The organism is Streptomyces sp. MS06, assembly GCF_047200655.1.
GTDB lineage: Bacteria > Actinomycetota > Actinomycetes > Streptomycetales > Streptomycetaceae > Streptomyces.
On record NZ_JBJZOJ010000021.1, the window covers coordinates 49,506 to 62,732 of the forward strand.

The window sequence follows — 13,227 nt, forward strand, 5'->3', positions numbered from 1 at the left end:
TCACCCCCAGAACCGGCGGCGCCGCTTACGTCACGACAATGTCATGATCAATGCTTCAAGGGCAGGTCAAAAAAACCCCACCAAGATCACAGAGTCAGACCAAAAAGGGGGCAAAGGAACGCAATATTTTACCCTGCCTTTACCCGCTTCCGGGCGGAGACGGCCGCCCGCACACCGCGGCCCCCGTCGAACCCAAGGTCCAACGGGGGCCGTGACGCGCCTGGGGCGAGGCGGTGGGGTTCAGAAGCCGGGGGGCTCGGTGTAGACGCCCCACTCGTCCCGCAGGACCCCGCAGATCTCGCCGAGCGTCGCCTCCGCGCGCACCGCGTCCAGCATCGGACCGATCATGTTGGAGCCGTCCCGCGCGGCGGCCACCATGGCGTCCAGGGCGGAGCGCACCCCGGCGTCGTCGCGCCGCACGCGCCGCTCGCCGAGCGCCCGCACCTGCTCCCGCTCCACCTCGTGGCTGACCCGCAGGATCTCCAGGTCGCCGGTGACCGATCCGGTGTGGACGTTGACGCCCACCACCTTCTTGTCGCCCTTCTCCAGCGCCTGCTGGTAGCGGAACGCCGACTCGGCGATCTCGCCGGTGAACCAGCCGTCCTCGATGCCGCGCAGGATGCCGGAGGTGATCGGGCCGATGGGGTGCCGCCCGTCGGGGTGGGCCCGCAGACCGCGCTCCTTGATCTGCTCGAAGATCTTCTCGGCGTCGGCCTCGATCCGGTCGGTGAGCTGCTCGATGAACCAGGAGCCGCCGAGCGGGTCGGCCACGTTGGCGACCCCGGTCTCCTCCATCAGCACCTGCTGCGTGCGCAGCGCGATCTCCGCGGCCTGCTCGCTGGGCAGCGCCAGGGTCTCGTCCAGGGCGTTGGTGTGGAGCGAGTTGGTGCCGCCGAGCACCGCCGCCAGCGCCTCGACGGCCGTGCGCACGACGTTGTTGTACGGCTGCTGGGCGGTCAGCGACACACCGGCGGTCTGGGTGTGGAACCGCAGCCACTGCGCCTTCTCGCTGCGTGCCCCGTAGACGTCCCGCATCCAGCGGGCCCAGATGCGGCGGGCCGCCCGGAACTTGGCGATCTCCTCGAAGAAGTCGACGTGCGCGTCGAAGAAGAAGCTGAGCCCGGGAGCGAAGACGTCGACGTCGAGTCCGCGGCTGAGCCCGAGTTCCACGTAGCCGAAGCCGTCCGCGAGGGTGTACGCCAGTTCCTGTGCGGCCGTCGCCCCGGCCTCGCGGATGTGGTAGCCGGAGACGGACAGCGGCTTGTAGGCGGGGATGCCGGCCGCGCAGTGCTCCATCAGGTCGCCGATCAGGCGCAGGTGCGGCTCCGGCTGGAACAGCCACTCCTTCTGGGCGATGTACTCCTTGAAGATGTCCGTCTGGAGGGTGCCGTTCAGCACCGACGGGTCCACTCCCTGCCGCTCGGCGGCGACCAGGTACATGCAGAAGACGGGCACCGCGGGCCCGCTGATCGTCATGGAGGTGGTCACGTCGCCCAGCGGGATGTCCCGGAACAGGACCTCCATGTCGGCGGCGGAGTCGATGGCGACCCCGCAGTGCCCGACCTCGCCGAGCGAGCGCGGGTCGTCGGAGTCGCGCCCCATGAGGGTCGGCATGTCGAAGGCGACCGAGAGGCCGCCTCCGCCGTTGCGGAGGATCATCTTGTAGCGCTCGTTGGTCTGCTCGGCGTTGCCGAACCCGGCGAACTGCCGGATGGTCCACGTGCGCCCTCGGTAGCCGGTCGGGTAGAGACCGCGGGTGAAGGGGTACTCCCCGGGCCAGCCGATCCGCTCGAAGCCCTCGTACGCGTCCCCCGGCCGGGGTCCGTACACCGGCTCCACGGGGTCGCCGGAGAGCGTGGTGAAGTCAGCGTCGCGCCGGCGTGCGGCGTCGTACCGGGCCTGCCAGCGTCGGCGGCCCTCCTCGATGGCGTCAGCGTCCATACCCCCAAATTTACTTGGACGTCCTAGTAAATGTCGACGGTTCACGGCGGTTAACTAGGACGCCCCAGTATTTCTGCGGGCGCCACCCCCGTGCGACCTGCGGATACGTGCCTTTGACGGGTGCGGCGACTTTCCTGCCGCGTCCGGATCCACCGAGGCAGACGGGGGACGCGAAGCGCCCGGAGCGCCCGCTCGGCGGTACGCGGCACCCCCGGGCAGGTCCCGCGGACCGGCCCCGCACGGCGCGGGCCCCCAAGCCCTGACGGACCCCGGAGAACCGCGGGCCTCGGCAGGCCCGGGAAGACGGGCAGCAGGCCCGGGAGGACGGGCAGCCGGGGAGCATGGGCAGGCCCGCCGAGGCCCGGGCCTCGGAGGGTCCCGAAGCCCTAGGCCTGCGCGGGCTCCGGAGCGGCCTCGGCGGCCCCGGCCTCCAGCTCTCGGGTGATGCTGCGCTCGACGAAGAAGGCCGCCGTGGGGACGGTCCCGGCCAGCAGCACCCACAGCTGCTTGCCGACCGGCCACTTCGCCTTGGAGCCGAGGTCGAATGCGAAGATCAGGTAGACGACGTACAGCCAGCCGTGCGCGATACCGACGACCTTGACGAAGCCGTCGGCCCCGTCCATGTCGATGCCGTACTTGGCGATGCAGCCGAGGGTCAGCAGGACCAGCAGCACACCGGTCACGTACGCCATGACGCGGTAGCGGGTCAGCACGCTCTTCTTCATGCGAACGAGAGTAACCGCCCGTTCCGGGAGATCTTGCCCCGGGTCAGGCCTCGTCGAAGTCGCTCGCCGCGACCCGCAGCGGACGCAGCATCGCGAAGATCTCCGCGCACTCCTCGGCGTCGTAGGCTCCGAGCCCGAAGTCCATGGCCATCAGGTCGCGGGTGGCCGCCTCGACGACCTCGCGGCCCCGGTCGGTGATGGACGCGAGGATGCCGCGGCCGTCGTTGGGGTTGGGGCGCTTGTCCACCAGACCGGACCGCACCAGACGGTCCACGGTGTTGGTCACGGACGTGGGGTGCACCATGAGCCGCTCCCCGATCTTCGACATCGGCAGCTCCCCCTCCTTGGAGAAGGTGAGCAGCACCAGCGCCTCGTAGCGCGCGAAGGTCAGTCCGTACGGCTTGACCACGGCGTCGACCTCGGCGAGCAGGATCTGGTGCGCCCGCATGATGGAGGTGATGGCGGCCATGGACGGCACGCTCCCCCAGCGCTGCTTCCACAGTTCGTCGGCGCGGGCGATGGGGTCGAAGGGGAGGCTGAGAGGCTTCGGCACGTCAGCAGACCCTACCCGCCGGTCATATTCCGGTCAGCCCCGTCTCGCACTTCGGTCCCCCAGCCCTGCGGCCGCCCATCGCCCTCCAGCGGGGTGAGGGAGAGACCGAAGCGATCTCTCCCTCACGAAAGTGGAGAGCCCGGGGCGTGTCGACCGGGAGGCGGCCAGCCGGCTGGGCGGCCGACGCGCCCCGCGGGCGCCTCGGCGGGCGCGGCCGCGGGGCGGCTAGGGGGCGAGGTGGCGCTCCACGGTGGCGACCTTGGAGGTCAGTCCGTCGGTCACCGCGGGGCGGATGTCCGCCTTGAGGACCAGGGACACCCGCGGCGCCCGCTCCTCCACGGCGGCGACGGCGCGCCGGACCACGTCCATGACCTCGTCCCACTCGCCCTCGACGGAGGTGAACATGGCGTCCGTCCGGTTCGGCAGGCCGGACTCTCGGACCACCCGGACGGCGTCGGCCACGTACTCGCCGACGTCCTCGCCGACGCCGAGGGGCGTCACGGAGAAGGCGACGATCATGCGCTGACGACTCCTTCCTCGGGGGCACGGGAGGCGGTCACCGCGTCCTCGGACTCGCGGCGCAGGCGGCGTTCGGCGAAGAAGCCGCCGGTGGGCAGCACGGAGAGGACGAAGTAGAGCGCCGCGGTCCGCAGGGGCCACTTGGTGCGGTTCCAGGCGTCGGCCCAGAAGAGCACGTAGAGGACGAACAGGATGCCGTGCACCGCCCCCATCACGGGCACCGCGTTGAAGTCCGTGGTCCGCTTCAGCACCGAGCACAGCAGCAGGATCAGGAAGGAGACGGCCTCGGGGGCCGAGACCAGGCGGAGGCGGCGGAGGGCGGTGGCTGTCTTGAGGTCCACGGGTCACCTTCGGGGAGTCGAGGGGTGGAGGAAGGGTCGGGGCCGGTCGTATGCCCGGGGAAACAGCGGGCGGCGCGGGTCCGGGTTTGTGAACGTGTGCACAAACGTTCTCCCATTGTGGCAAACGGTCGGGCGCACCCGGGAGAGGGGTAGCCGCGACACCGGCGGAGTCGACGAGAACGGGGGTGGTGTTCCGCACACTCCTCGGAGCGGGCGGCGGCGACACCTCCGGCCGGGGCCGAGCGGAGTCCGGTGTGGCTCAGCGTCGCCCGGCGGGCTCCAGCGGAGTCCGGCGGAGTCAGGCGGAGTCCGGTGGAGCCTGGCGGGCACCGGCGGAACCCGGTGGACCCCGGGCTCCGGCGGAACCCCGGGCTCCACCGCAAGGGGAAGATGATCGACCGCTGCGGGACGGCCGGGGTCCGCGGCATCGGGCGCGGCCGTTTGGTGCGCCTTGTCCGTTCCCCGCTTCATTCACCTCTGCACGCGAGCGACCGGATGGCGGTCGGGCGCCCGAACGGGGGCGATCGCCGCCGACCGGGCCTTCGACGTGAGTTCCGACACCTTCACGGGCCGAGGTCCGACCGTTCACTGAGGCAATCTGCTCACTTTTCAGCCAAGTCCGGCACTCAAGCGGTCGATCGTGTCAGGTTTTTCCGCACTCAGCGGAACCGGAGAGTCCGCAGCCGCGTCTAAGGGGCCGGCCGCGCTCGGAGGGCCGCCGATCGGGGCGGCTCGGCGGGCGCGTACCGGCCGGGCCGACCGTCCGCCACCGCCCCCTCACCGCACCGACGTGCGCCCGGCGGGTACGCCGGGCGGCCCACATGGGACGACGCACCCGGGCGGCACCTCCGCGGAGGGACCCGTTCCGGGTTCACCGGGGAGGATGCGATGCCGCTCCGGCCGACCGGGGGGAGCGACGGCCGGGCAGGCCACGGGGGTGATCCCGGCACGGTCGGGGTACCCGGCACCGGCGGGGCGTACGGCACGGGGGACCGCGGCCGGAGGCACCGCACCTTCCCGGACAGCCGGGGGATCCCCGGCGCCACTCCGGGCTGTGAGCGGTAGTCTGCGGAGTGTGACATCGAACGCATGCACGCCGTCACACCACCTTCATTAGTTAGCTTTTCAACTTCTTAGGTAGACTTCATTCATGGAGACCGAAACGGCCACCCGCTGGCTGACCGACGCGGAGCAGTGCGCCTGGCGCACCCACCTGGAAGTCAACAGGCTGTTGATGCACCAGCTCGAGAGAGACCTGCAGCCGTTCGGCCTGACAATGAACGACTACGAGATCCTGGTGAACCTCTCCGAGTCGGAGAACCTCCGGATGCGAATGAGCGACCTCGCCTCCGCGACCCTGCAGTCCAAGAGCCGGCTCTCGCACCAGATCACCCGCATGGAGAACGCCAACCTGGTGCGCCGCGAGAACTGCGAGTCCGACCGGCGCGGGCTGTACGCGGTCCTCACCGACCACGGCCTGGAGACGATGCAGCACGTCGCACCCCATCACGTGGCATCGGTGCGCAGGCACTTCATCGACCTGCTCTCCCCCGAGTCCCTGACGGACCTGGACAAGGCGCTGAAGCCCATCGCGGAGCACCTGCGGGGGCAGCGCGGCCTCGGTTGAGGCACATGAGCCCGCGATCCCGCGTGCCTGCGCGTGCCGCCCCTGCGGGCGCCGCCCGCAGGCACGCGGGAGACTGCGGCTGCGGGGCGCGCGGCGCCGAGGAGCGGGCGTGGCTCCGGCGCCGCCGGGTACGCGCGGCGCCGGGTACGCGCGGCGCCGGGTACGCGCGGCGCCGGGTACGCGCGGCGCCGGGTACGCGCGGCGCCGGGTACGCGCGGCGCCGGAGGACACACGTGGAACCGAGGGGCCCTGCTCCCGGGCACCGGCCCGCCGGGCACCCCTCCGGCGCAGGGCGCGGGACGCCGGAGGGAACCGCACGTGGCGGCTCACCGGCCGCGACCCGGGCCGGAGCCGGTGAGCGCCCGGCCCCACCAACGGCCGGACGGGGGCGCCACGCCCCGAGCAGGGGGCGGGCGGCCCTGAGCGCCCCCGACCGCGCGGAAGGGTGGTGGGGCGGTGGGGTCAGCCCTGCGTCAGGCCCGCCACCAACTCGTCGGCGGCCCGGTACGGGTCCAGTTCACCGGCGACGATCCGCTCCGCCAGCGCGCTCAACCGCCGGTCGCCGTGCAGGTCGCCGATTCGCTCCCGCAACGCCGTGACCGCGATCGTCTCCACCTCGCGGGCCGCGCGGGCCCGGCGGCGCTCGACGAGCACGCCCCGCTCCTCCATCCACGCCCGGTGCTTCTCCAGCGCCTCGACCACCTCGTCGACGCCCTCGGAGCGCGCGGCGACCGTCTTGACGATGGGCGGGCGCCAGTCCCCGGCGGCACGTGACTCACCGAGGCCCAGCATGTGGTTCAGCTCGCGGGCGGTGGCGTCGGCACCGTCCCGGTCGGCCTTGTTGACGACGTAGACGTCGCCGATCTCGAGGATCCCGGCCTTGGCGGCCTGGATGCCGTCGCCCATACCGGGGGCGAGCAGCACCACGCTGGTGTCCGCCTGGGAGGCGATCTCGACCTCGGACTGCCCGACGCCGACCGTCTCCACCAGGATCACGTCGCAGCCGGCCGCGTCCAGGACCCGGATGGCCTGCGGTGCCGCCCAGGCGAGTCCGCCCAGATGACCGCGGGTGGCCATGGAGCGGATGTAGACGCCCGGATCGGAGGCGTGCTCAGACATCCGCACCCGGTCGCCGAGCAGCGCGCCTCCCGAGAACGGCGAGGACGGGTCGACGGCCAGGACGCCGACCCGCCTGCCCTGCCTGCGGTACGCCGTCACCAGGGCGGAGGTGGAGGTGGACTTGCCCACGCCCGGCGACCCGGTCAGACCGACGACGTAGGCGTTCCCGGTCAGCGGGGCCAGCGCGGCCATGACCTCCCTCAGCTGCGGGGACGCGCCCTCCACCAGCGAGATCAGCCGGGCCACCGCCCGCGGCCGGCCTTCCCTGGCCTGTGCCACCAGTGAGGAGACGTCCTGCATTCCAGCTCCGATCCGAGGGACGGCGCCACGGGAGGCGCCGGGAAACTACGTACTGACGTACCGGCCTACTGACTGCTGAACACGGGGGCTCAGGCCTTGGGTACCCGCAGGATCAGCGCGTCACCCTGGCCGCCGCCGCCGCACAGCGCGGCCGCCCCGACTCCGCCGCCGCGCCGCTTCAGCTCCAGCGCCAGGTGCAGCACCAGACGGGCGCCGGACATGCCGATCGGGTGGCCCAGCGCGATGGCACCGCCGTTGACGTTCACCTTTTCCGTGGACACGCCGAGATCCTTCATTGACTGCACGGCGACCGCGGCGAAGGCCTCGTTGATCTCGATGAGGTCGAGGTCGCCGACGCCCAGGCCCTCCTTGCCCAGCGCGTGCTGCACGGCGTTGGACGGCTGGGACTGCAGGGAGTTGTCCGGGCCGGCCACGTTGCCGTGGGCGCCGATCTCGGCGATCCACTCCAGGCCCAGCTCCTCGGCCTTGGCGCGGCTCATCACGACGACGGCGGCGGCGCCGTCGGAGATCTGCGAGGAGGAGCCGGCGGTGATGGTGCCCTCTCGGGAGAAGGCCGGGCGCAGCCTGCCCAGGGACTCCGCCGTGGTGTCGCCGCGGATTCCCTCGTCCTTGCTGAACAGGACCGGGTCGCCCTTGCGCTGCGGGATCTCCACCGGGGTGATCTCGGCCTCGAAGACGCCGTTCTTCTGCGCGGCGGCCGCCCGCTGGTGGGAGAGGGCGGCGATCTCGTCCTGGTCGGCGCGGGCGATGCCCAGCCGGGTGTTGTGCTTCTCCGTGGACTCGCCCATGGCGATGTTCTCGAAGGCGTCGGTCAGCCCGTCGTGGGCCATCGCGTCGAGCATCTCGACGGCGCCGTACTTGTAGCCCTCCCGGGACTTGGGCAGCAGGTGGGGGGCGTTGGTCATGGACTCCTGGCCGCCCGCCACCACGATGTCGAACTCACCCGCCCGGATGAGCTGGTCGGCCAGCGCGATGGCGTCCAGGCCGGACAGGCAGACCTTGTTGATCGTGAGCGCCGGGACGTTCATCGGGATGCCGGCCTTGACCGCGGCCTGGCGCGCCGGGATCTGCCCTGCCCCGGCCTGGAGCACCTGCCCCATGATCACGTACTGGACCTGGTCGCCGCCGATGCCCGCACGGTCGAGGGCGGCCTTGATCGCGAAGCCGCCGAGGTCGGCTCCGGAGAACGACTTGAGGGAGCCCAGCAGTCGTCCCATGGGCGTGCGCGCGCCCGCGACGATCACCGAGCTGTTCGTTGCAGATGCCATGAGGTGCAATCCCCTTACCGGCCTGCACAGCCGAGGAGTGAACGAGGGTTTACCTCGAATGTACTGAGACGCCGGCCACCCCGTCACCGGCCCGCCGGTGTGATCGCGCGCACGTTGCGTAACCATCCCGGGAGCGCTCCACTGGCAGCATGCTGACGCGAATCGACCACATCGGGATCGCCTGCCACGACCTCGACGCCACCGTCGAGTTCTACCGGGCCACCTACGGCTTCGAGGTGTTCCACACCGAGATCAACGAGGAGCAGGGAGTGCGCGAGGCCATGCTGAAGATCAACGAGACCTCGGACGGGGGTGCCTCCTACCTCCAGCTCCTGGAACCGGTCCGGGAGGACTCCACCGTCGCCAAGTGGCTCGCCAAGAACGGCGAGGGCGTCCACCACATCGCCTTCGGCACCGCCGACGTGGACGCGGACGCCGCGGACATCCGCGGCAAGGGCGTGCGGGTGCTCTACGAGGAGCCCCGGCGCGGCTCCATGGGGTCGCGCATCACCTTCCTGCACCCCAAGGACTGCCACGGTGTGCTGACCGAACTCGTCACTTCGGCCCCCGTTGAGTCGTCGGAGCACTGACCCGCGTACATAGGGGCCGGTAGGGTTGGGTGCGGTCGCCGCCCACCCAGCGGCGGCCGCGTTCCGGGGTCCGGGTTTCGGGGGGCGAGCACAGGGCAGACGCCCCTTCTCCGCCGTTGATCTGACACCATTTCCCCGGGGGCCCCGTTCGGCGTATGGACGGAGCTCGTTTGGCCAGACTTGCGACCAGGGGACGGATGGGACCGCGCAGTGCGGGGCTACGAGAGCCAGGAGCGGGAGCCGGCGGCTGACGTCGACCACCTCACTCGGTTCGAAGCCGAGATGAAGCGGCTGAAGACCGAGCGGGAAAAGGCGATCCAGCACGCCGAGGACCTCGGCTACCAGGTCGAGGTGCTGCGCGCCAAGCTGCACGAGGCGCGGCGCACCATCATGTCCCGGCCCGCGTTCGACGGCGGGGACGTCGGCTACCAGGCCGAGCAGCTGCTGCGCAACGCCCAGGTGCAGGCGGACCAGATCCGTGCGGACGCCGAGCGGGAACTGGGCCAGGCCCGGGCGCAGACCCAGCGCATCCTCCAGGAGCACGCGGAGCAGGCGGCCCGGCTCCAGGCCGAGCTGCACCAGGAGGCGGTGAACCGGCGCCAGCAGCTCGACCAGGAGCTGGCCGAGCGCCGGCAGACCGTCGAGTCGCACGTCAACGAGAACGTGGCCTGGGCGGAGCAGCTGCGCTCACGCGCGGAGCAGCAGGCCCGACGGCTGCTGGAGGAGTCCCGCGCCGAGGCCGAGCAGGCCCTGGCGGCCGCCAGGACCGAGGCCGAGCGGCTCACCGGCGAGGCCCGGCAGCGGCTCCAGGGCGACGCGGAGGCGGCCCGCGCGGAGGCCGAGCAGATCCTGCGCCGGGCCCGCGCCGACGCCGAGCGGCTGCTGAACGCCGCGTCCACGCAGGCCCAGGAGGCCACCGACCACGCCGAGCAGCTGCGCACCTCGACCGCCACCGAGTCGGAGACCGCGCGCCGCCGGGCGACCGAGCTCAGCCGGTCCGCCGAGGAGCGGATGGCCGAGGCCGAGGAGGCCCTGCGCAAGGCGCGGAGCGAGGCCGAGAAGCTGATCTCGGAGGCCGAGGAGTCGGCGTCGAAGGCGCTCGCCGGCGCGGAGGCGGCCAACGAGACGCGCACCCGCACGGCCAAGGAGCAGGTCGCCCGGCTGGTCGGCGAGGCCACCAAGGAGGCCGAGACCACCCGGGCGGAGGCCGAGCAGCTCGTCGCCGACGCCCGCGCGGAGGCGGAGCGGATCGTCGCGGAGGCCGGCGAGAAGGCCCGTACGGTCAGCGCCGAGGAGGCCGCCACCCAGCTCTCGCAGGCTGCCCGTACCGCCGAGGACGTGCTGAACAAGGCCTCCGAGGAGGCCAAGCAGACCACCAGGTCCGCCGCCGAGGAGGCGGAGCGGATCCGCACCGAGGCGGAGACCGAGGCGGACCGGCTGCGGGCCGAGGCGCACGACATCGCCGAGCAGCTCAAGGGAGCGGCGAAGGACGACACCAAGGAGTACCGCGCCAAGACGGTCGAGCTGCAGGAGGAGGCCCGCCGGCTGCGCGGCGAGGCCGAGCAGCTGCGAGCCGACGCGGTCGCGGAGGGCGAGAAGATCCGCGCCGAGGCCCGCAAGGAGGCCGTGGCGCAGATCGAGGAGGCGGCCGGGTCCGCCGAGGAGCTGCTGGCGAAGGCCAAGGCCGACGCGGACGAGCTGCGCCAAAGCGCCACGGCGGACAGCGAGAAGGTCCGCACCGAGGCCATCGAGCGGGCGACGTCGCTGCGCCGGCAGGCCGAGGAGACGCTGGAGCGCACCCGCCGGGAGGCCGAGCGGCAGCGCACCGAGGCCGCCGAGCAGGCGGAGGAGGTCACGACCCGGGCCGAGCAGGCCGCCCGCGAGCTGCGCGAGGAGGCCGACCGGGCCGCCGCGACCCGGCAGCGGGAGGCCGAGCAGGAGCTGGCCCGGCAGGCGGCGGAGGCCGAGCAGCGGCTGGCCGACGCCGAACAGGCGCTCGGCGAGGCGCGCGAGGAGGCCGGCCGGATCCGCCGGGAGGCCGCCGAGGAGAACGAGCGGCTGCGCGCCGAGGCGGCGGAGCGCATCCGCACGCTCCGCGAGCAGGCCGAGGCCGAGGCCGAGCGCATGCGCACCGAGGCCGCCTCGGACGCGTCGGCGGCCCGCGCGGACGGAGAGGCCCTCGCGGTCCGGCTGCGGTCGGAGGCCGCGACGGAGGCCGAGCGGCTGAAGTCGGAGGCGCAGGAGAGCGCCGACCGGAAGCGGGCGGAGGCGGAGGCCGCCGCCGAGCGGATCGCGGCCGAGGCGTCCGAGGCGCTGACCGCCGCGCAGGAGGAGGCGGCCCGGCGGCGCCGGGAGGCCGACGAACTGCTCGGCGCGGCCCGCGAGGAGGCCGACCAGGAGCGTGGACGGGCCCGGGAGCAGAGCGAGGAGCTGCTGGCCGCGGCGCGCACCCGGGTGGAGGAGGCGGAGGCGGAGGCCGCCCGTCTCGTCGAGGAGGCCGACCGGCGCGCCGGCGAGATGGTGGCGGCGGCCGAACTCCACGCCCAGCAGGTGCGGGACTCGGTGGCGGGACTGCACGAGCAGGCGCAGGAGGAGATCCAGGGGCTGCGCAACGCGGCCGACCTCGCGGCGGAGCGCACCCGGCGCGAGGCCGACGAGGAGGCGGAGCGGGTCCGCGCCGACGCCTACGCCGAACTCGAGCGGGCCGGCGAGGACGCGGCGCGCCTGCGGACCGAGGCGCGGGAGGAGACCGAGGCGGCCAAGGCGCTCGCCGAGCGCACGACGGCGGAGGCCATCGCGGAGGCCGAGCGGGTCCGCACCGAGGCGTCCGAGCACGCCCAGCGGCTGCGCACGGAGGCCTCCGACACCCTCGCGCAGGCCGACCAGGACGCCTCCCGTACCCGGGCCGACGCCCGCGGGGACGCCAACCGGATCCGCTCGGACGCGGCGAACCAGGCCGACACCCTCGTCACCGAGGCGCGCGCCGAGGCCGAGCGGCTCACCGCCGACACGGTCGCCGAGACCGACCGGCTGCGCGCCGAGACGTCCGCCGAGGCCGACCGGGTGCGCACCGAGGCGCTGGAGGAGGCCGAGCAGGTCCGGACCTCCTCCGTCGCGAAGGCGGAGAAGCTGATCGGGGACGCGACCGCGGAGGCGGAGCGGCTGCGCGCGGAGGCCGCCGAGACGGCCAAGTCGGCGCAGGCGCACGCGGGCCGGGTCCGCGACGAGGCCGAGCGGGTCGGGACCGAGGCGGCCGAGGAGGCCGAGCGGCTGGTGACGGCCGCCCGCGACGAGGCCGACCGGACCCTGGACGAGGCGCGCAAGGACGCCAACAAGCGCCGCTCGGAGGCGGCCGAACAGGTCGACACGCTCATCACGGAGACCACCTCCGAGGTCGACAAGCTGCTGGCCGAGGCGCAGGAGCAGGCGCACCGGACGACCGCGGACGCGGAGTCGCAGGCGGACACGATGGTCGGCGCGGCCCGCACCGAGGCCGACCGGATCGTCTCCGAGGCGACCGTCGAGGGCAACACCACGGTGGAGAAGGCCCGTACGGACGCGGACGAGCTGCTCGTCGGAGCCCGCCGGGACGCGACGCAGATCCGGGAGCGCGCGGAGGAGCTGCGCGACCGGATCACCTCCGAGATCGAGGAGCTGCACAAGCGGGCCCGGCGGGAGAGCGCCGAGACCATGAAGTCGGCCGGGGACCGCTGCGACGCGCTGATCAAGGCCGCGGAGGAGCAGGTGGCCAAGGCGGAGGCGAAGGCGAAGGAGATCGTCTCGGAGGCCAACTCGGAGGCGGGCAAGGTGCGCATCGCCGCCGTGAAGAAGGCGGAGGGCCTGCTGAAGGAGGCCGAGCAGAAGAAGGCGACGCTCGTCAAGGAGGCCGAGGAGCTCAAGGCGGAGGCGGTGCGCGAGGCGCGCCGCACGGTCGAGGAGGGCAAGCGGGAGCTGGAGGTGCTGGTGCGCCGCCGCGAGGACATCAACGCCGAGATCTCCCGTGTCCAGGACGTGCTGGAGGCGTTGGAGTCCTTCGAGACCCCGTCGTCGGGCAAGGACGGCGCCGTCAAGGCGGGCGCGACCGTGGGCGCGCCCCGTTCGGGTGGCAAGTCGTCGGGCACCTAGCACCGGCCATCGATTCCGGTATCCTCCGGGACCTTTGACCAGGTTTCTGGCAAGCTGTCCGTCGGTTAGCCACTCAAAAGGGGTGTCATTCTCCAGAT

At 72.7% G+C, this 13,227-nt stretch carries 10 protein-coding genes; 3 read left to right on the forward strand and 7 right to left on the reverse strand.

All coding sequences use genetic code 11. From position 1 onward, the window contains the following. Positions 1 to 240: 240 nt before the first annotated feature. The 5 genes from ACL02U_RS13930 to ACL02U_RS13950 all read right to left on the reverse strand — a co-directional run bounded on the left by ACL02U_RS13930 (position 241) and on the right by ACL02U_RS13950 (position 4,079). Positions 241 to 1,941 (reverse strand): methylmalonyl-CoA mutase, encoded by a 1,701-nt coding sequence (locus ACL02U_RS13930; protein ID WP_412791101.1) that lies wholly within the window; start codon positions 1,939 to 1,941, stop codon positions 241 to 243. A gap of 386 nt (positions 1,942 to 2,327) precedes the next feature. Continuing rightward, positions 2,328 to 2,666 carry a DUF3817 domain-containing protein gene (locus tag ACL02U_RS13935; RefSeq protein ID WP_412791102.1) on the reverse strand — a complete coding sequence of 113 codons (339 nt, stop codon included), beginning with the start codon at positions 2,664 to 2,666 and terminating at the stop codon, positions 2,328 to 2,330. A 43-nt stretch (positions 2,667 to 2,709) separates the two neighbouring features. Continuing rightward, positions 2,710 to 3,219, reverse strand: coding sequence for a MarR family winged helix-turn-helix transcriptional regulator (locus tag ACL02U_RS13940; protein WP_412791103.1), 510 nt, complete (start codon positions 3,217 to 3,219; stop codon positions 2,710 to 2,712). Positions 3,220 to 3,444: 225 nt separating this feature from the next. Next, complete coding sequence (locus ACL02U_RS13945; RefSeq protein ID WP_412791104.1) at positions 3,445 to 3,738, reverse strand: MTH1187 family thiamine-binding protein; 294 nt, start codon at positions 3,736 to 3,738, stop codon at positions 3,445 to 3,447. Continuing rightward, entirely contained in the window at positions 3,735 to 4,079 is a 345-nt protein-coding gene (locus tag ACL02U_RS13950) for a DUF3817 domain-containing protein (protein ID WP_412791105.1), read from the reverse strand. Before ACL02U_RS13950 ends, ACL02U_RS13945 begins: the two co-directional genes overlap by 4 nt. A gap of 1,150 nt (positions 4,080 to 5,229) precedes the next feature. On the opposite strand from ACL02U_RS13950, the gene ACL02U_RS13955 reads away from it, so the two are divergent. Further along, positions 5,230 to 5,706, forward strand: a complete 477-nt coding sequence (locus ACL02U_RS13955; RefSeq protein WP_412791106.1) for a MarR family winged helix-turn-helix transcriptional regulator — start codon at positions 5,230 to 5,232, stop codon at positions 5,704 to 5,706. A gap of 462 nt (positions 5,707 to 6,168) precedes the next feature. Here ACL02U_RS13955 and meaB read toward each other — a convergent pair whose 3' ends face one another. Further along, the gene (meaB, locus tag ACL02U_RS13960; RefSeq protein ID WP_412791107.1) at positions 6,169 to 7,125 is read right to left on the reverse strand and encodes a methylmalonyl Co-A mutase-associated GTPase MeaB; all 957 of its coding nucleotides are present in this window, start codon (positions 7,123 to 7,125) and stop codon (positions 6,169 to 6,171) included. An 89-nt stretch (positions 7,126 to 7,214) separates the two neighbouring features. Then, on the reverse strand, positions 7,215 to 8,414 hold the full coding sequence (locus ACL02U_RS13965) for an acetyl-CoA C-acetyltransferase (RefSeq protein ID WP_412791108.1): 1,200 nt from the start codon (positions 8,412 to 8,414) through the stop codon (positions 7,215 to 7,217). Positions 8,415 to 8,563: 149 nt separating this feature from the next. On the opposite strand from ACL02U_RS13965, the gene mce reads away from it, so the two are divergent. Beyond that, positions 8,564 to 9,004: a methylmalonyl-CoA epimerase gene (mce, locus tag ACL02U_RS13970; RefSeq protein WP_412791109.1), complete on the forward strand. Its 441-nt coding sequence runs from the start codon at positions 8,564 to 8,566 to the stop codon at positions 9,002 to 9,004. A 210-nt stretch (positions 9,005 to 9,214) separates the two neighbouring features. Further along, complete coding sequence (gene scy, locus ACL02U_RS13975; protein ID WP_412791110.1) at positions 9,215 to 13,129, forward strand: polarized growth protein Scy; 3,915 nt, start codon at positions 9,215 to 9,217, stop codon at positions 13,127 to 13,129. The last annotated feature ends 98 nt before the right edge of the window (positions 13,130 to 13,227 follow it).